Source organism: Paenibacillus sp. P4_A9 (genome assembly GCF_056402415.1).
Window position 1 is genome coordinate 284,853 of sequence record NZ_JBFUHL010000003.1, and the last position, 18,646, is coordinate 303,498.

Below are 18,646 nucleotides of genomic sequence, written 5' to 3' on the forward strand. Positions count from 1 at the left end.
TGCAACTGCCAATTACACCCGTCGCTGTTGCGACTGGTACTGCCGCGGGGGCAGGCCGACGGCCTTTTTAAACGTCCGAATGAAGTTCGAATAGTCATTAAAACCAGCAAGCTGACAGGTATCAGTGACTGTGGAGCCCTCACGCAGCAAATGCTTTGCCTTCGCTATGCGTTTGAATAGGATGTGCTCGTGAATCGTGCTGCCCGTATGCTTTTTGAACAGTCGGCACAGGTAGGAGCGATTCATGAAGACGACCTGCTCCAGCACCTCGAGCGACAGGTCTTGATCTAGATTTTCGTCAATGTAGGTGAATAGAGAGGAGAGCTTGTCTGGCATCATGACCTGCTCTTCTTGTTTTCCTTGATTTTGAAAGACGCGATTAATAAAAACGAGCAGCTCAATAAAGGTAGCAACGAAAAGGATCTCTGATCCTGGTAGTGCCTGCGGGCGGCGATACATCTCCATGCGCTCATAGAGCTTCATGATGTCGTCGATTTGCGGCGGCGTCAGTCTCATCCGATTTTGCTCACCAAAAACACGGTTATCAAAACAGTTCAACAGATTGAACTCAGCGGAATTGTAATGCTGTAACAGAGCGGGATTGAAGTGAATAACGATGTTCTCGTAACGCTGTTTCTTCGATTGGAAATTAGGCCGATGAAGCTCATTGCTATGCATAATCAGCAGGTCGCCATACTGCAAGGGATACACTTGCTTTTCGATAAAATAATGAACGTCACCTGTAAGAAAGAAGTAGATTTCATAATGCTCTTGATGCTGGTGGAAATCCAGCGGGATCGGATTATGGGTTACTGCGTGTCGAAAATTGATCATATGATTGAGATTGCTATACATTTCCTGCATCTGAAGCGCTCCTCTATGAGTTGGAGTCAATATAAGCAAACTTTTGCCCAATTAATGCAATGAATACGTTTTTATTATACTGCAAAATATAGGAGAGTTAAACATTCAACCTGATCTTGCTTATACTTAAGGAGGCTTATATATGAAATTATCCGTATTTACTGTCGCTACACCAGATTTGACCCCGGAACAACTTGCTAAAGCGGCTGCTGCTGCTGGTATTACTGGCATTGAGTGGCGCTTCAAAGATATCCCAGCTGACGCTGTGGGAGAGACACCATCGTTCTGGAGAAACAATCTGTGCTCCATCGATCCAGCTGCTTCAGATGCAGAACTAGAGCGTTTTAAGCTTGCTGCGCTGAACGAGAATTTAGTAAACCTGAGCCTTACTCCATATTTGAATAACTGTGACGTAGCGGAAACGGAGCATGTATTCAAAGCGGCTCAAAAAGTAGGCGTACCTTTCATCCGTGTGGGTGTACCTGCTTACGATAAAAGCAAAAACTACAATGATTTGTTTGCCAAAGCAGTGGACTACCTTCACCATGTTCAAGAGCTTTCCCAGCAATATGGGGTAAAAGGTTTAGTAGAGACGCATCACAATACGATCACTGCGAGTGCTGGTCTGGCGCATAGACTTGTATCTGCTTTCAAGCCAGAGCACATTGGTGTGCTTCACGATGCGGGCAACATGGTGCATGAAGGCTTCGAGAACCACCGTATGGGCCTTGAATTGCTAGGACCTTACCTTGCACATGTGCATGTCAAAAATGCTGCATGGACGCTAACAGGCGAAGAACAAGACGGCATTAAGCTTTGGAAAAGCGAATGGTCGCCAATTGATGCGGGTATCGTGAACTGGAAGCAAGTGCTTGGTGATTTGAAAGCAGTCGGGTATGACGGCTACCTCGGTATTGAAGATTTCAGCGGTCAATTCGGTTCACAAGAGATGCTGAATAACTTCTCTACGAAAGTGAAGCAATGGTTGGCGTAATAGTTGATTTATAAAACTTAATAAAAGACCTTCAAAACCACGGGACTGACCAATGTGGGATTGAAGGTTTTTTTCTTGCTCGGATATAAGTGGTTAAGATGCAAAAGTACATCTTTTTCAGGTATGGCGAATTGAAAATATTTGAATTGATGCACTTTCGTATTAATTTCTACTGAAATCGTTTATTTGGTAGATCAATGATACATTTTTGCAGTTTCGTAGCTGGATGCAGATTACTTACTGCTCAGTTCTATGCAATTTCACAATGGCTCTAATCGCAGCATCAATCTCCCGCTCAATCGCCCCAGAAACAACATCCGTATGCGGGTTGTACACTTCCCTCAGATCGGCATCCGCATAGCCATCCAAGGCGACAATGGCACCAGCACGTACTCCACGAAGTGATGCGATGACATAGAGCGCCGCAATTTCCATCTCAACCGCTAAAGCACCAGCTTGCTTGTATTTACGATGCGGGAATTCCTCGACGCCTTGGAAGAAAGCATCTAACGTAACCGTAATCCCTAGTTTCACTAGACCGTCCGTCTCAGAAGCTGCTTCATACAGCGCGCGTGTAACGTCATGATCGGCTACCGCGGGGAAGCCATGTGGCACTAACTGGCGAGTTAAACCTTCTTCACGTACGGCCGCGGTGCTTACAACGAGACTTCCTGGAGGAACATCCGCGGAGTAAGAGCCAGCCGTTCCGACGCGAATCAACGTCTTGACGCCGCCTTTGATGAGCTCTTCGAAGCAAACAGCCGCACCTGGTGAACCAACACCATGACTTACAACGGTGATGGGAACGCCATTTTTTTCACCAACGAAGGTTCGATATTCCCGGCTGAAGCTGAGCTCACGTGCATGGTCCAGTTTACGCGAAATAGCTTCGGCTCTAAACGGATCCCCGCATACGATCGCATATGGCGATAGGTCTTCCGAATTGACCTGTAAAATTGGCAATAGCATATTAGTCGAACTCCTTTCTGACCCACTCATCTTCGGGAATAGGAATGGCTTCGCCAGAGAAGCGTTGTTCTTCGAAAGGATCAGCTACATTGTGGAAGCCATTGCGTTCCCAGAAGCCTTCGCGATCCTCGGTCATGAACTCGATACCGCGAATCCATTTGGCGCTTTTCCAGAAATATAAATGGGGAACAACGAGCCGAAGCGGCCAGCCATGCTTCAACGTGAGTGGCTGGCCATCGAAGGTCATGGCCAGTAAGATATCGTCGCCCATGAGGTCTGCGAGTGGCACATTCGTTTCATAGTCGTTGTCCGCGTGAATCATGACATACTTTCCTTCCGGTTTCACATCCAAGTGTTGAAGGAAATCCCTGAACCGTACACCTTCCCACACCGTATCCAGCTTGGACCAACGGGTCACACAGTGAATATCGCATTGGATTTGTGTGCGAGGCAGGGCAAGCAAGTCGTCGTAGCTGAAGGTTTTCTCTTCAGCTACCTGTCCAAAAACGCGTAACGACCACTCCGCCATATCGTACTTCGGTACTTCTCCCTCATGCAAAATAGGGAAGCGGTCCGTGACAACTTGACCAGGCGGAATTCGATGAGCAAGCTCTTGTGGAACTTCTACAGCGGGAATTTGCATGCGCTTGATGCGCTCCGCTTTGGTGTCTTTGTGCATCTGTCATCCTCCTAAGCTTATGCGTTAATCTCTTAACGCGAACTGCCATTCGCTTTCTGTGCATCCGCCAAGTAATTACCTTTACGGAAGAATAGCATCGCAAGCAATGTCACGATATAAGGCAGCATTTGTGTGAAATGGGTAGGTAAAGAGAAGCCTTGAAGTCGGATACTGAACGCATCCATTAAGCCAAATAGTAAGCTCGAGGCCATAACGCCAATCGGATTGGCTTGTCCCAGCATCGTTGCGACAAGTGCAATAAAGCCTCGGCCTGCCGTCATCCCTTCGGTAAACATCGTGACTTGTCCGAGTGACAGCTGTGCACCGGCTAGTCCGCACAGGACGCCACAGATCAGCACGGCCCAGTATTGCATCCGATTGACTTTGATGCCGAGGCTTTTCGCGGCAACCGGGTTTTCCCCGACAGCAATCATGCGAAAGCCTAGAACGGACTTAAACAGTAAATATTGAAGACCGAAGACAAGTACAAACGCCAGATAGACAAGTGGGGAATGCCCGGAAATAATTCCGCCAATGACAGGAATATCTTGAATGAAGGGGATGTCCCACTTCGGAAGTCCGATCATATTTTTATCATAGTAAGCGCCTTTGACATTAAAAATGGCTTTCAAACAAAACGCCGTCAAGCCTAAGGCTAGAAAGTTAAATGAAATACCGACAACAATGACATTCGCTTGCAAATGAATACTCATATAAGCAAATATCAGTGAGAACAGCATGGTTACGGCGATGGCAATGAGTACAGCTAGAAACACGTTTCCTGTGTAATAGTTACCCACAATCGCAGAGAAGGCGCCAACCAGTACGAATCCTTCCAAGCCTACATTAAACAAGCCAACCCGCGAACAAATCGCTCCGCCGAGTGCGGCGAGAAGGATTGGAGCAACCATGCGAAGCATGGAGTTAAATAAAGATACATCAAGTAGATGCTCCATCTCCCTTGCCTCCTTTCCGACGTTTCCAAAGGATAATGCTGAATTTAGCTGTTACGAACAGAATGAGCAAGGATTGAATAACGCTGGATATCTGCAACGGAATGTCCGTATTGCGTTCAACCCCCATGCCCCCTGTCTGCAACGCAGCAAGGAGAATAGAGGCGATGGCTGTACCCAATGGATGAGCCCCTGAAAGCAAGGTAGCCATGATGCCTGACCAAGCGTAGCCGGGGTTCGAAATCATGCCATCCGTATATCGATACTGCATGCCAAGTACTTCGACGGCTCCAGCAAGTCCTGCGAAACCACCGCTGGCGAACATACTCGTCAGCATGACCTTGCGTCTATTTACCCCGCCATAGGCCGCAAATAACGGATTGTAGCCCAACATCCGAATTTCATAACCGGCAACTGTATATTTAATGAACAGGAACAGGAGAATAGCGAGTCCAATGGCGATGATAAAGCCAGCATGGACGCTCATACCTTGAAATAATTTGGGCAGCCAAATGCCTTTATCAATCATCATTGTTTGAGCAAGCGCAGCTGAACCTGATTTGTCTTTGAGTGGATAAGCAACCAAATAACCTGCAAATAAAGCCGCAATATAATTAAGCAACAAGGTTGTAATGATCAAATTCATGCGAAATTTAGCATCCAGCCAGCCAGCGAACGCTGACCAAATTCCACCTGCCAAGATGCCGCCAAGAATGGCAGCCAACAATTTAAATAGCGGGGGACCAGGCAGGTAAAGGGCAACCATGGCACTCGATAAGGCGCCAAGAATCATTTGACCTTCCGAACCCATGTTGAAAAATCCAGAACGAAAGGCGATCGAAACGCCTAACCCAACAAGAATGAGCGGTGTGGCACGGGTTAATGTATTGGTGACATAGAAGAAGTTGCCGAAGGCACCTTTCCACATCTCGGTGTACGTATCAATGACGGACCCGCCAATCAGCGAAATGGCAATCGCACCACCAAGTAAACCGATGAGAACGGCAAGCAGCGGCTGAATCCAAGCGCTTAGGTTGAAGCGACTTTTAAGCATTGGAATGACCCCCTGCCATCATTAAACTAATTTGCTCCTCTGTTGCGTCTTCTGCCGACAATTCGCCGGCAATTCGACCTTCGTACATGACAACAATCCGATCTGACAGCTTGAGAATCTCTGTTAATTCGGAAGAGACTAATAGAATAGCACCTTGTTCATCACGTTTGCGCAGCAGCTCTTCATGAATCAATTCCATGGCCCCAATGTCAACACCGCGAGTAGGCTCCGCAGCTATGAGGAAAGGCTGTTTCTGTGCGAGCTCTCTGGCTACAATGAGCTTCTGTAAATTACCGCCGGATAGAAATTTCACTTTCGCATCTTGTGAGCCTGCTTTAATCTGAAATTGCTGGATAAATCCGCTAACCATTTGACGGAGCTCCATGCCTTGTAAAAAGCCTGAACGACTTTTGGTCTTATGATGGCCCATCGTCCCATTATCTAACACAGTACCTTCTTTGGCCGCTCCCCACTGATAGCGATCTTCCGGAACGTGAGATAGGCCAATTTCTCTAATTTCACGTACAGACCGCTCCCGAATAGGTTTGCCTAATAATTGGATTTCACCCTGATCTATCGTTTGGAGCCCTGAAATAGCTTGAATCAATTCGGATTGTCCATTGCCTGAAATGCCCGCAATACCAACGATTTCGCCAGCTTTCACTTGCAAATTGACGCGATTCAGCACTGGCTTTCCTTTATCTCCGTGAATGGAAACGTCCTGAACCTGAAGAATGGTCTGACCGACTTGCACATCTCTTTTCTTAAGCTGCTTCAAATCTCTGCCTACCATTAGCTTCGACAATTCTTCAATGTTCGTTGCCCCTGCATCGACGGTTCCCGTCACCTTGCCGTCCCGAAGCACGGTAACCCGATCAGCAACCTCCATCACTTCATGCAGCTTGTGCGTGATGATGATGAAGCTCTTGCCTTGATTGGCTAAGCTCCTCATAATGACGAGCAACTCTTTCGCCTCTAGAGGCGTGAGCACACCAGTGGGCTCGTCCAAAATAATAATGTCGGCCCCTTGGTACAGCACCTTCAAGATTTCGACGCGTTGCTGCAAGCCAAGTGGACAATCGGCCACCTTCATGCGCGGATCAATCGGTAAGCGATATTGGGCACAAAGCTCTTCAACCTGGGAGATGGCTTTTTTTCGATCAAATGAAAGCCCCGCTTTCGGCTCATTGCCGATCACGATGTTTTCAGCCACGGTAAACGACGGAAAAAGCATGAAATGCTGATGCACCATACCGATTCGATGACGTATAGCGTCAGTGGGATTCGTAAATACAACTTCTTTGTCGTTCAAAAGAATACGACCAGCCGATGGCTGCTCCATGCCGTACAAGATGCGCATTAGGGTAGTCTTGCCAGCGCCATTTTCCCCGACTAATGCATGAATCTCACCTTGACGCAGCGAGAAATCAACATTGGAATTCGCTGTTAAATTGCCATATGTTTTCGTAATTTGACGCATTTGAAGCAGCATAACGGTTTTTCGCTCCTTTACCTAGACATGAGGAAACTGCTTACGTCTCCGTAAACAGTTCCCAGGTCAAACATATGCGATTATCGTACTGATAACTATTTTACTGGGTTTTCTACTTTCACTTTACCAGAAACGATATCATCACGGATAGCTTTTACCTTCGTTACAACGTCTTGTCCGATGAAAGGACTTAGTGCCGATTTCGTTTCTCTCGTTACGAAAGTAAGACCAACGCCATCTTCTTTCAAGCCGTAGTCAACAGCACCAAATTTAAATGTACCATTTACGAAATCTTTGACGGTTTGATAAGCAACGGAATCTGTACCTTTCAATTGGGAAAGGACGATATGCTGTGGATCTGTTACCGTACGGTCAATATCTTGTCCAGAAGTAAAGAAGCTTTTCTCTTTCGCTGCTTCAAATACGCCTAGATCGCCTACAGCAGATGCGCCAGCAATAAAGTCTGCGCCTTGCGCGAATTGCGTTAATGCCAATTCTTTGGCTTTAGCAGGATCCGTGAAGCTGCCTACATAGTTTACGATGAATTTTGCATTTGGATTCGTTGATTTCAGACCTTCTTGGAATCCAACGGTATATTTCTTGATGAGCGGGATATCAACCGCTGCAACCATACCTACGACATTTTTCTTCGTAGCTAGACCCGCTGCTGCTCCAAGCAAGTAAGCTGCTTCGTGTTCACGGAAGACAACACTGCGAACATTCGGAAGGTCGACAACCGTGTCAATAATAGCAAATGATTTCTTCGGGTTTTCGGTAGCCACTTTTTTAAGTGCATCCTCAGCCGTGAAAGAACTTGTAATAATAAGATCATAATTATCGGCAACTGCAGCGCGCAAGTTTTGCTCGATTGCACTCGCGTCCGCGGATTCTACGGTTTTTACAGTAACACCAAATTCTTTACTAGCTTTCTTCACACCTTCATCCATTTGTGCGAAGAATGGATTCACACCAATTTTCTCTGGCGTAATAAGAATAATCTTCTTATCTGATTTTGCTGCTGGTGCCCCCGATGCTGCAGGTGATGCTGTGTCTGTCTTCGCTGCCCCGCACCCTGTTAGTAATACAGTTGCGGCTAGAACTGAAAATAATGCTTTTTTCATGGTGTCTGTCTCCCTTAGTCTGTTTATGTATTTATTAACCAATGACATATTAATACCCTGCTAAAAAACTCGGATATAGTCAAAGGAGTTATCTTCCAATTCGACAAAATCATCCAAGATTCTACAAGCTATGAAGTCTAACGGTTATTATACTAAAATGTACAGATACAATCCATCTATTTCAATTAAATACCAAAAGTAAAGGAAAAGAACCTTCACTACCACGATGCAGTGGCGGCGAGGGCTCTTCTTTGATATAGAGCTTACTTTATTTCACACATGATTCGCCCTCATCCGAAGCGTCATCCAAGCACTCACCGCATAAATCCCCGCGCTTACATAAAACAACACATCGATCGTCAGCCAATCAATAATATAGCCGCCGATGAGTACAGCAAATCCGGATGCTACCGATGTCCAAAAGTGGTAGTTACCAAGCGTCCCGCCGCGCTTTCCGTGTTCGGTCCCATCTGCGAGCAATCCGCGCTCGCTCATCTTCTGCATGGCGTTACAGACGCCCATGAATGCTTGAATGAGTAAGACGAAGCCGTACGAAGGAATCCAAGGGAAGATGAGCATCGCAGCCATCATTCCGAGCGAACCGCCTGCCATCATTTTCACCGAGGAGCGGTCCACAAGCTTACCAAGCCATACGGCAGACGCTGCAGAGCTTATCGTGAATACGGCAAAAGCGAGGCCATACGCTGAATATGTACTGCCGAGATTTTTCAAGAACAGCAAGTAGTATGGGTAAATCATTCCCGCTGCTAATGTTGCTAAACTTTGTGATCGTATGAGTAGACCCACATTCATCCTAATTCCCCCTATAATCGTCGTAGAATTGGTTCATAAAAAGATGCTGCGGATCCCACTGATCTTTGGCTTGGAAAAAGGCTTCCGCCTTTGGGTATATCGTTTGGAACTGATCGACTGAAGGGAAAGGGGCATAGGGTAAATAATAAGAGCCATTAAATGTCTTCAACTGATCGATAATTCGCTGAATACCTTGTGACATGCGCTCTTGCGCTGCTTCACTTAGCGGTGTATTGAATAGACATACGAGGGCGAACATGTCGCTCTTCGCATACGAGAGCATCGCTTCTTCGTCCTGATTGACGTAACGAACCGTAATATTTAATAGGTTTAATTGTTCTTCTTGCAGGATAGGTTTCATGCTGTTAACAAAGTCGCTAAAATGTTCCACGGGAATGAAATATTCTTGGAGAAGATCATTTTTGGTGTCTGAGCTGTAGTCCATGAAATCAGATTCAGATCGCATTGCGTTGTTGCGCGTTAGGATTGTGCTGCGGCCAATAAGGAAATGGCGCTGTAAGTCCCAGAACGAATTCTTCGCCCAATCGAACGAACGATTGAGTCCAAAAAGAAATTTTAGAGGCAACACGTAGCTATCCTTCAGCTTTAATGTATTGTAATCGGTAATCAGCAGATCAGGTCGTGCCTTGTAATTTGTAGCATACATGTCGGATAAGAAGCTATCTGGCGCAACAGAAATACGTGCGAGATGCATGTGGACGTCGGGATTTTTTTTAACCTGGTTAAGGAAGTAATCCGTATAGGTTTCCGTCGTCATCGAATCACTTGTCATTTCGTACACTTCGTCATCCGTTAGCGATAAAGTCACATCCAAGATAACACCGAATAAACCGTATCCGCCTAGCGCCTGCGGGAATAGCTCCGCATTTTCAGATCGGGAAACATTGCGTATCGAGCCATCTGCCCCCAATAGTCGAAACGATTCAACTGTACTTATCAGAGAGCCATTCCGAATGTCACGGCCGTGGGCATTGACCGAGATTGAGCCTCCAATTGTAAAAATGTTTTGTGACTGCATGGTCTTCACCGCAAGCCCGTACGGGTTTATATACTTCTGCACATCTGCCCAAGTGGCCCCAGACTGCACAGTAATCGTCTTCGCCTTCTCGTCAAAAGCGAGAACCTTGTTGAATGGGGTCATATCCAGCACAATACTGTCCTTGTAGTACGTATGCCCGCCTTGGCTGTGCCGTTGGCCAGCAATTGAAATCTTGGTACCTTTTTCCCGTGCATCCTTTATAATCTCTTGAAGCTGCTCTACTTCCTTACTTGGAATGACCCGCTCAATCTTCACAGGTCGAAGCTTACTGTAATCGGATCGTAAGAAGGGATCCTCGCCAGCAACCGATGTCCTCATGTACTGCCAGAGGCATAACGCAAATAAAAGAAGTAACGTTATGATTTTCTTCAAACGATTACCTCCCGAATCCGTAGATATAACCTAAATTATTCCTCAAGTGTAAGTTCACACCTTTCGTTGTGTCAACGCCAAAAAACTATCCCATCTGCATTAAGTTGATATCGACTAACATATTTGTGTAAGATGGAGAGGAAGATCAACCTGCGATAGTTGGGAATCAGGAGTATGAAGGAGGCGAGCCATGGCGCGTTCAAAGCCGCTTTGGTTGCTAATTAGTTGGTTTGGTGCTGCCATTCTTGGGCTATTGATATTGAAATGGACAGGTGTTTGGGAGCATGTGGATCTGAATTGGGTTACGAGATGGCTGCGTGATTTAGGCCCGCTAGGCGGACTATTGTATATCCTTGCGTATACGCTTCGGCCATTAGTCTTGTTTCCGGCAACACCCTTGACCCTCTATGGGGGCTATGTATTTGGCGCTTTTTGGGGGACGATATACGATATTATCGGGGCAGGTGCAGGCGCATTATTGTCATTCTACATTACGCGTAAATGGGGCCGCGGCAGCTTTCAACGCATTTTACGAAGCCCTAAGTTGCTATCTTTCGATCAAAAAGCAGAGGAAAAAGGCTTCATGGTCGTGCTTTATATGCGTCTCATGCCTTTCTTTCCTTTCGATGGCATCAGTTATGGGGCGGGATTATCGAAAATCCGTTTCTGGGACTATACATGGGCTACGTTCATCGGAATTATTCCAGGAGCGATTGTGTATAACGTATTCGGTGCTTCCTTAAATGATATATGGTCATGGAAGTTCCTCGGAGCAGTAGGAATGTATGCCGTCTTTGCCGTGGTTCCGCTGATCATAAAGAAAAGGCAGAACCGTAAGGTGCGCCAAGCAGCTTGAGATTTTGGATCAACAATTCAGTGGGAGGCATAGGAAGATGAAGGGGAAAGGGAAAGTCATCGCAAGGGATATGGTATGGAGCTTTGGGGGAGCGGGAGGACTGCTCCTTATCTTTATCGTGCTGTCGCAGAGCTTTTCGGCGCAATGGTTACAAGCATTTGATCGACATGTAGGCGGTTACATTCAGGATCAGCGAGGTGATCTATGGACCGCCATTGCGAAAGTATTCACCTTCATGGGAAGCGGGTTAGCGGAATTTATACTCTTTTTTCTAGTTGCTGCTCTGTTGATATTTAAATTCAAGCATAAGTGGGAAACACTTGTCTTATTCCTTGGTGTGCTTGGCGCTTGGTTACTGAATGTAGCACTTAAAAAGCTTGTTGAGCGTGATCGTCCTTCCACAGAGGGGTGGTTAGTCGAGGTAGATGGTTTCAGCTTCCCCAGCGGTCACGCGATGGTTTCGATTCTTTTCTACGGACTGCTCGGTTATTTGTTATGGGTGAATGTGCGTCAATCCTGGAATGCGGCGTGGTTGATACCTGCGTTAGCAGCCCTAGTTATTCTCAGCATTGGACTTAGCCGCATCTACCTCGGTGTTCATTACCCAAGTGATGTGATTGCTGGCTACATGGCTGGCGGTATAGCTCTAATCGGTTGTGTGCATGCGATTCAGTATATTAGGCGTAGAAAGCGAGTCCAATCGACAGCAAAGTAAAGGATAATGAAAAAGGAAGTCATAAAGTTTCCCAGTAACCATACACTTTTAGTAAGTAAAAGAAATGCTCGGGGCATGCATGGAACTCAGGACAACGCCACTTCGGTTTGTCCTTTTTTCTTTTGTGGTCTGGGCGTTGTATAATTATCATCATCAGCGGCAGAAGACTCAGAAAGAAGGGATGACTATGCTGAAGCTAAGTATTCTTGATCAGTCACCGGTATCATCCGGCTTTACCCATAGTGAGGCATTACAACAAACAATTGCGCTCGCGCAGCTTGCTGACCGTCTCGGCTTCACCCGATTCTGGGTGTCGGAGCATCATAACTCAGTTGGGCTTGCCGGTTCCTCGCCAGAGGTTTTATTGTCCACGCTGGCCGCTCGCACAAGCCGTATTCGGCTGGGCTCAGGCGGCGTGCTGCTTCCCCATTACAGCGCCTACAAGGTCGCTGAGAATTTCCGTATGCTCGAGGCGCTCTATCCAGGGCGCATCGACCTTGGTATCGGGCGTGCGCCAGGCGGCACGCCGCATACGGCCAAAGCGCTGCGTGGCGTCGGCGCAGATCTGTTCGAGGGACTGGAGCGGTTCCCTGCGCAAGTCACGGATTTGCTGCGGTTCCTCACCGATTCGGTGGAACCGGGGCACGTGTTCGAGGGCATCCGCGCCACCCCGTTGGTGGCCTCGATGCCCCAGGTGTGGCTGCTCGGCTCCACTGGGCAGAGCGGGGTGTATGCGTCGCAGGCAGGCGCAGCCTTCTGCTTCGCGCACTTCATCAACGGAGCGGGAGGACAGCATGCGGTGCGCAGCTACCGCAGCTCGTTCCAACCGTCCGCGCTCAATGTTGTGCCACAGGCGACGGTGTGTATTTATGTGCTCTGCGCTGAAACGTCAGCGGAGGCGGAGGAGCTCGCGACCTCGATCGATTTGCGCATTCTGCAAATGGAAAAAGGCGAGTTCACCGGAGTGAAATCGCCGAAGGAAGCTGCGGAATATGCGTATTCCGATTGGGATCAAACGCGAGTGAGAGACAATCGCTCACGGATGATCGTGGGTAATCCAGACGAAGTCAGGCAACAAATCCTGCGACTAGCCGAAAGCTATGGTGTAGACGAAGTTATGGTCGTCGCAGGCGGACACCAGGTGGAAACGAGACAGCGGACCGTTGAACTGTTGGCGGAGGCTTTTGCATTAAGCCCTCAGCACAGTTACGTGATATAGAGAATTGCTTGTGTTCGGCGAATTCGTGGAGTGACCTCGCGATGCGGTGACACCGTAGATGGCGGGATGATCGCCTAGCGATTATGCTTCGGTCGTTTGTCGATTTCTTGCGTCACAATAAACGCAAGCTCTTCATTGCCAAAGAGGGAAAGTACACCAAGCAATGTGTCATCCGCGACCTCGCCGGCTTCCTCTTTCGGCACCGTTAACTCAAGCGCTTTCTCTAGAGCTTCGTTATTCGGCTGGTCTGGATAGGCGCTATGATATAGTGCTGCAGGATCCAAACCGTGATTAATACACCACTGTGCAAAAACCAAAATCATCATATGCTCTTCACGTTTGTAATTTTCGATCATTTGCTCTTCTAATTGTTTATTATTCATCGGGTAACAGACATCTCCTTATACAACCTCTTGGCAACACGCGTAAAATCTCAGCCAACCTCTATCGACCTACCGGTGGATGGGTTCATTATAGCGAAAGATTAGGTGTATTCACAATGATTATTAAGAATGAGAAAATTAAAGCATCCGAAGTCCAGGTCACTGGGCTGCAGGGTGAGGATCTAGGCGTTATGACAACGAAAGATGCACTTGCTCTGGCGAAAAAGTTAAAAGTTGATCTCGTCTGCACCTCGCTCATGAGCAGCCCGCCGCCCTGCAAGCTGATTGGAGCAGGGGCAGCGAAACAGGGAGCCTTGCAGGAAAAGCAGCAGGCACGGAAGCAAGAGCAAGGACCGAAGGTTAAGGAGCTTCGCTTGACGGCGAACATCGAAGATCACGATCTCGAGACGAAGCGCCAGCAAGCTGAGCGCATGCTGAAAGGCGGAGACGCCGTTCTGCTGGTCGTAAAGATCTCCGGTAAGGAAGGCGCGAAAGCGAAGGAATTGCTGGAAACGCTAGTTAAGGAGCTCGGCTCCCACGGCAAGAAGCACACAGGCATTCAGTTGAGCGGCAAGCAAGCGGCCGTTCAGTTGGATCCCTTGTAGAAAAAGCATGGACAACCCTTGGGGGAGGTCCATGCTTTTTGTATTGATATAGGTGAGCTCGAGCTATCTAAGCTACACTATCTATTCAAGTAAACCTAAGTAAATCAAACTAATTAAGCAAGCTAACAATTAACCCAATTAACTCACATTTTGGCTGTGAAATAGAAATGTACTGGGCGGAACTTTAGATATCTAGGTGATGATCGTGATCGCCTGGGACCCCATGTGTTCCCATACCTCTTTGAAAGCAGCCAGTGGATAGGCCTCTTGTTCACCGGTCATCGGGTCGTTCATATAGGCATAATCATCGTCCCATCCGGTAAGCAAAAGGGCATGCTCAGGCTGATACCAAGGAACAAGCTCACCTGTCTCGTCTTCCCATTCCAAATCCAAATAAGGGGTATTCATATGCTCGGTTGCCCAAACCATTGCAGGGCTACCCCCAGCGATGACGCTAAGTAAATCTTCAAAGGAGGTTCCTGATAGATCGCGAACATGGCCAGGCAACCACTGATTCATTAGCTTCGCGATGGGTGTATGATAAATCCCGTACCCGATAGCAAAAGGATCGCCAACAAAAACGTCCTTGGGATTTGCACCAACAAAGGCGCCATACTCATTCTCATACGGCATGTCCCCCGTAGGCAAGGCATAAGCAACCTCTTCCTTCGTTATCGGAAGACCAGCCCAATTAAGCAGCATCGTCGCAGCGACAGCTTCACATCCGTTAGGCAGCTCGGGTAGTTGTGAGAGTGCGGGAATGGCTTGTATTAGAACATGATGCTCAGTGGCAGTTGGAGCTGTGGTAGGAGTTGGGCTTATCACTGCCGATGTTGCCTCTGTAGCCATCGGCGCCATGGATGCCCCAGCTTGAACAGAAATCGGTACAGCAGAAGGCTGAACGGATATAGAGGTGATTTGTTCCGCACCGGGTGTGTTTGTTTTTACTAATAGGATAAGTGTAAGGCTGACCAAAGCCAAGATACAAAGCGTAAGCAATTTCTTCATGTCGCACGTCCATTCCAGTCGATGTTATCATTACATCATGGGTTAATTGAGAATGCAACACATGGAATCCAAAATATGCCTTGAGACACATACACCACTCCCATACTCGCATAGACTAGGGAAACAAGCATATCTAAGAACAGCTCGGTTCTGCCAAGGATGATAATATCAAGAAGATTGTGGAGGCATGGGATGAAACGTATATATTTATGGTGTACAGTTGCTTTTGCTTGTTATGCGGTTAGCGTGATTGTATATTTCATCAAAGGGGATTTATTTCAAATCCCAACAACATTAGTGGGAACTGTAGTTGATCCCAATACGTTCATGACCCATGCAGAAATTGCCAAAGCAGAGTCACTTTCTCGGATTCATTCGTTAACTTTCTTCTTAAGTTCACCCTTGCAAATGGGAGTGACAGTCGCCTTATTCGGCATCGCCGTCAGCTTCCGCCAACTCGCTGAGAAAATATTCCGAGCTTCTTTTCTGCAAATGCTGCTATTTGTGGTGCTTTTTACGCTTGTTATGGACGTGCTATTTCTTCCGATCGATGTTTTTTTGTTCAAAATCGACCAAGCCTACGGCATCTCCAATGAAACGCCTATCACTTTTATAAAAGATTACATAAAAACATTTCTCATTGATATCGTAGGCACGATAGTGATGGTAGGGATTTTTAGATGGATCAGTAAATGGAGCCCTCAGCGTTGGTGGGTGTGGCTGTGGTTGATTTCGATTCCTTTGATCTTATTCGTCACATTTATTCAGCCTGTGGTGCTAGATCCGTTGTACAATAATTTCCAGCCTCTTCAAAATCAGGAGCTAAAGGCGCAAATTCTTGATCTTGCGGCCAAATCACACATACCGACCGATCAGGTTTACGAGGTCAACATGTCCGAGCGGACGAATGCGATTAACGCCTATGTGAATGGAATCGGAGGAAATGCACGCATTGTGTTGTGGGATACGATTCTGGGTAAGCTTCAGCCAGATCAGATTCTGACGGTGATGGCGCATGAAATGGGGCATTACGTGGAACGGCATATCTATTGGGGGATCGCTTATGGCGTCGCCCTCAGCTTTGTCGGTTTCTGGCTGGCGTTCCACGCCTATCGCTGGATATTGAAACATTGGGGTTCACGGTGGGGAATGCGAGGCGAGAGGGATTTAGCGGCCTTACCGATTCTGCTGGTGCTCATATCGCTCATGAGCTTTCTCTCGTCGCCAGCTCAAAATGCTTTTTCAAGGGTGATTGAGCACCGAGCAGACGTCTATGCGATGCAAATGACGGGCGATGGGGATGCCGCCATCCGCGCTTTTCAGCATATCGCCAAAGAAAATCTCAGCCCAGTTACCCAGCCGAAGCTGGTACAATGGTTCCGCGGCTCGCATCCGACGATCGAGGAGAGAATCGTGTATTTCAAGCAATTTACGAAGTAAGTAAGCCTAGAATGTAAAATGAGAAAGCACGAATGCGAACCTACTCATGTAGGAGACATTCGTGCTTTATTTATAACAAAGGGCTAGTCATTTCTACGTGTCATTTGCTGCCATACAGAGCCTTCAGCGGCATGGCCGCCTTCGATACGCTCGAGAGCAATCTTCACCTGCATCCGCACCTCGAATTCGGGGTCGTCTGCCGCTTGCTTGAGGTCAGCCAATATGGAGTTGTCTCCGACTTCGTAAAGGAATCGAGCAGCACGCCAACGGACGAGCTTGTTGCGGTCCTTGAGCGCCTTAGCCATCGCCGGCATGGCGGCAGGGTCACCCAGATCGGACAGCGTATCGCCTGCTGTCCGTCGTACCGAAGGTGTATCGTCCTCGAGGGCACGATACAAGTAAGGCAGTACCTCGGGTTCCTTGATATCCCCGAGGTACACCGTAGCCAGTCGCCGAAGCGACGTGTTCTCGTCCTGCAGCGCATGGACGAGAAGCGGCAGCGTCTCTAGCGACGGCTGAATCTTCTGAAGCGCGGCGTAGCGCAGCTTCCAATCGCTGTGTCGCAGCTGCTCCGCGGCTGCGACAAGGTCCCCTGTGGCGGCAGCCTCCACAGGGGCATCCGTGGTCTCCTGCATCGCGCGGGAGACCAGCTCTTCGATGCGGGCATCGTCGTAAGAGGCGTCCAGTTCCTGGACGACCTCGCCCGCGATGTCCCCAAGCTCGCCGTAGCGGACGCCGAGCTCCTCGAGCTTCCGCTCTTTGATCAGGTTCGGCGATGCCGTACCTGCGCGGACCGCGGCTTGCGTGAAGCGCTCCGGCATGCCGACGCGCGCTTCTTCTGCGCCTGCGCGCACCCTCACCTGGAGCGGAATACCGCGAAACATCTGCACGAGCACCTGCGCTTCGCCATAGGCGGCATCGGCTGCCGGCTGCTCGGTCGGTAACCCAGCGCCAGCCGCCCTCTGAGCCTCGCCGTAAATCTCGCGGGCTTGCGCGAGGATGAACTGCCAGTCACCCTTCGAGCTGCGGTCTACCGCGATGAAGTCAGCTGCGTGAAATACACTGATAACGCCTGACACAGCAAGTAATTTCTGGACTTCTTCGGGAGCAGCAGCAGCGTTCTTTTTCGTATAGGTTTCTCGCACACCAGATGCTAAAGACTCATCCATGTTGAGCTTCATTGAATTAGGGCTGGGTGTGGGTTCGATCGAAATGATTTTCATGGCGTACAACTCCTTAGTTGGATCAGCTCATCATAACTTAGCTAATCTAATGAAAAGGCCCGGACGGGGGACCGTCCAGGCCTTTTATCGGCAGCTAGTGCCCTTCGTTCTTAGTCTAAGTCGACTAGGTTACGATTTAAATATAGATCCAATGTCTTTGTAAGATCAAATACCGTATGAGCCAAGTCCACATTTTCAAAAACATGATCACATTGGTCACGGTAGGCTATTTCATTTTCATAATCAGACAAATATTTGGAGGCGATTTCTTCGGAATCTCCGCTTTCTTTCATCCGTTCTTCAAGTGTGTCTCGCTGGGCATAAATGAAGATTTGGACAACACGATCGCCATATAGATTTTTTAGCGTAACGGCGCCGAAGCGGTTCAAGATCAAGTAGATGCTGCCGCTTTGTTGGAACATTAGCTCAATATCTGCGCTTTTGATCCCATAGAGATGGTCATTAACGGTACTAACTTCAATGAATTCACCGCCAGCTTGTGCTTGAACAAATTGAGCGGGTGAGATGAAGTGATAATCTTGACCATCTTCCTCTGTCGCTTTCGGAGGTCGTGTGGTGTAAGAAATCACTTGTTTCATCCCCAACGTGGAGCCGGACATTTCCGCAACGGTTTTACGGCCTGCCCCGTGTGGGCCAGTGAATACAAAAATCATTTCCTTATCCTTTAATGCGTACATGGAACATACCTCCTTCGATTGGATGGGGGGGTAAATCCTACGTGCGAGCACGGGTTGAAACGATTTTTATAATGTAGGATCTTAATTAACCATAGCTATATTTTACAACGTAAGGCTTCATCGGTAAA

Annotated in this window: 19 protein-coding genes; 6 read left to right on the forward strand and 13 right to left on the reverse strand. The window is 47.9% G+C overall.

What is annotated here, in order from left to right; all coding sequences use genetic code 11:
- Positions 1-12: 12 nt before the first annotated feature.
- Entirely contained in the window at positions 13-864 is an 852-nt protein-coding gene (locus AC1DVJ_RS05205; RefSeq protein ID WP_477588902.1) for an AraC family transcriptional regulator, read from the reverse strand.
- 142 nt (positions 865-1,006) lie between these two features.
- Between AC1DVJ_RS05205 and AC1DVJ_RS05210 the strand changes: the two genes are divergently transcribed.
- Positions 1,007-1,858, forward strand: coding sequence for a sugar phosphate isomerase/epimerase family protein (locus AC1DVJ_RS05210; protein ID WP_477588903.1), 852 nt, complete (start codon positions 1,007-1,009; stop codon positions 1,856-1,858).
- A gap of 237 nt (positions 1,859-2,095) precedes the next feature.
- Here AC1DVJ_RS05210 and AC1DVJ_RS05215 read toward each other — a convergent pair whose 3' ends face one another.
- The 8 genes from AC1DVJ_RS05215 to AC1DVJ_RS05250 form a co-directional block, all read right to left on the reverse strand.
- Positions 2,096-2,827 (reverse strand): nucleoside phosphorylase, encoded by a 732-nt coding sequence (locus AC1DVJ_RS05215; protein ID WP_477588905.1) that lies wholly within the window; start codon positions 2,825-2,827, stop codon positions 2,096-2,098.
- 1 nt (position 2,828) lies between these two features.
- Positions 2,829-3,506, reverse strand: coding sequence for a sulfite oxidase-like oxidoreductase (locus AC1DVJ_RS05220; protein ID WP_477588906.1), 678 nt, complete (start codon positions 3,504-3,506; stop codon positions 2,829-2,831).
- A gap of 32 nt (positions 3,507-3,538) precedes the next feature.
- Complete coding sequence (locus AC1DVJ_RS05225) at positions 3,539-4,462, reverse strand: ABC transporter permease (protein WP_477588908.1); 924 nt, start codon at positions 4,460-4,462, stop codon at positions 3,539-3,541.
- Positions 4,446-5,513, reverse strand: coding sequence for an ABC transporter permease (locus AC1DVJ_RS05230; RefSeq protein ID WP_477588909.1), 1,068 nt, complete (start codon positions 5,511-5,513; stop codon positions 4,446-4,448). The genes AC1DVJ_RS05225 and AC1DVJ_RS05230 overlap by 17 nt, the downstream gene beginning before the upstream one ends.
- Entirely contained in the window at positions 5,506-7,005 is a 1,500-nt protein-coding gene (locus AC1DVJ_RS05235) for an ABC transporter ATP-binding protein (RefSeq protein WP_477588911.1), read from the reverse strand. Before AC1DVJ_RS05235 ends, AC1DVJ_RS05230 begins: the two co-directional genes overlap by 8 nt.
- A gap of 95 nt (positions 7,006-7,100) precedes the next feature.
- A complete protein-coding gene (locus AC1DVJ_RS05240; RefSeq protein ID WP_477588912.1) occupies positions 7,101-8,126 on the reverse strand; it encodes a BMP family lipoprotein in 1,026 nt (341 codons plus the stop codon).
- Positions 8,127-8,399: 273 nt separating this feature from the next.
- Positions 8,400-8,939 (reverse strand): MFS transporter, encoded by a 540-nt coding sequence (locus tag AC1DVJ_RS05245; RefSeq protein ID WP_477588914.1) that lies wholly within the window; start codon positions 8,937-8,939, stop codon positions 8,400-8,402.
- A gap of 1 nt (position 8,940) precedes the next feature.
- Positions 8,941-10,371 (reverse strand): FAD-binding protein, encoded by a 1,431-nt coding sequence (locus AC1DVJ_RS05250; RefSeq protein ID WP_477588915.1) that lies wholly within the window; start codon positions 10,369-10,371, stop codon positions 8,941-8,943.
- Positions 10,372-10,561: 190 nt separating this feature from the next.
- Here AC1DVJ_RS05250 and AC1DVJ_RS05255 point away from each other — a divergent pair, with 190 nt between their 5' ends.
- The 3 genes from AC1DVJ_RS05255 (at position 10,562) to AC1DVJ_RS05265 (ending at position 13,161) form a co-directional block, all read left to right on the forward strand.
- The gene (locus AC1DVJ_RS05255) at positions 10,562-11,227 is read left to right on the forward strand and encodes a TVP38/TMEM64 family protein (protein ID WP_477588917.1); all 666 of its coding nucleotides are present in this window, start codon (positions 10,562-10,564) and stop codon (positions 11,225-11,227) included.
- A gap of 37 nt (positions 11,228-11,264) precedes the next feature.
- The gene (locus AC1DVJ_RS05260) at positions 11,265-11,942 is read left to right on the forward strand and encodes a phosphatase PAP2 family protein (protein ID WP_477588918.1); all 678 of its coding nucleotides are present in this window, start codon (positions 11,265-11,267) and stop codon (positions 11,940-11,942) included.
- Between the two features lie 187 nt (positions 11,943-12,129).
- Positions 12,130-13,161: an LLM class flavin-dependent oxidoreductase gene (locus AC1DVJ_RS05265; RefSeq protein ID WP_477588954.1), complete on the forward strand. Its 1,032-nt coding sequence runs from the start codon at positions 12,130-12,132 to the stop codon at positions 13,159-13,161.
- A 74-nt stretch (positions 13,162-13,235) separates the two neighbouring features.
- On the opposite strand, the gene AC1DVJ_RS05270 is transcribed toward AC1DVJ_RS05265, so the two are convergent.
- On the reverse strand, positions 13,236-13,544 hold the full coding sequence (locus tag AC1DVJ_RS05270) for a hypothetical protein (protein ID WP_477588920.1): 309 nt from the start codon (positions 13,542-13,544) through the stop codon (positions 13,236-13,238).
- 116 nt (positions 13,545-13,660) lie between these two features.
- On the opposite strand from AC1DVJ_RS05270, the gene infC reads away from it, so the two are divergent.
- Complete coding sequence (infC, locus tag AC1DVJ_RS05275; protein ID WP_477588921.1) at positions 13,661-14,149, forward strand: translation initiation factor IF-3; 489 nt, start codon at positions 13,661-13,663, stop codon at positions 14,147-14,149.
- Positions 14,150-14,341: 192 nt separating this feature from the next.
- On the opposite strand, the gene AC1DVJ_RS05280 is transcribed toward infC, so the two are convergent.
- Complete coding sequence (locus AC1DVJ_RS05280) at positions 14,342-15,157, reverse strand: C39 family peptidase (protein WP_477588922.1); 816 nt, start codon at positions 15,155-15,157, stop codon at positions 14,342-14,344.
- Positions 15,158-15,349: 192 nt separating this feature from the next.
- Here AC1DVJ_RS05280 and AC1DVJ_RS05285 point away from each other — a divergent pair, with 192 nt between their 5' ends.
- Entirely contained in the window at positions 15,350-16,597 is a 1,248-nt protein-coding gene (locus AC1DVJ_RS05285; RefSeq protein ID WP_477588924.1) for a M48 family metallopeptidase, read from the forward strand.
- Between the two features lie 83 nt (positions 16,598-16,680).
- Here the strand turns inward: AC1DVJ_RS05285 and AC1DVJ_RS05290 are convergent, their stop codons facing one another.
- Both AC1DVJ_RS05290 and AC1DVJ_RS05295 read right to left on the reverse strand, forming a co-directional pair.
- Positions 16,681-17,820, reverse strand: a complete 1,140-nt coding sequence (locus tag AC1DVJ_RS05290; protein WP_477588925.1) for a virulence factor — start codon at positions 17,818-17,820, stop codon at positions 16,681-16,683.
- 110 nt (positions 17,821-17,930) lie between these two features.
- Positions 17,931-18,518 (reverse strand): guanylate kinase, encoded by a 588-nt coding sequence (locus tag AC1DVJ_RS05295; protein WP_477588926.1) that lies wholly within the window; start codon positions 18,516-18,518, stop codon positions 17,931-17,933.
- Positions 18,519-18,646 lie beyond the last annotated feature (128 nt).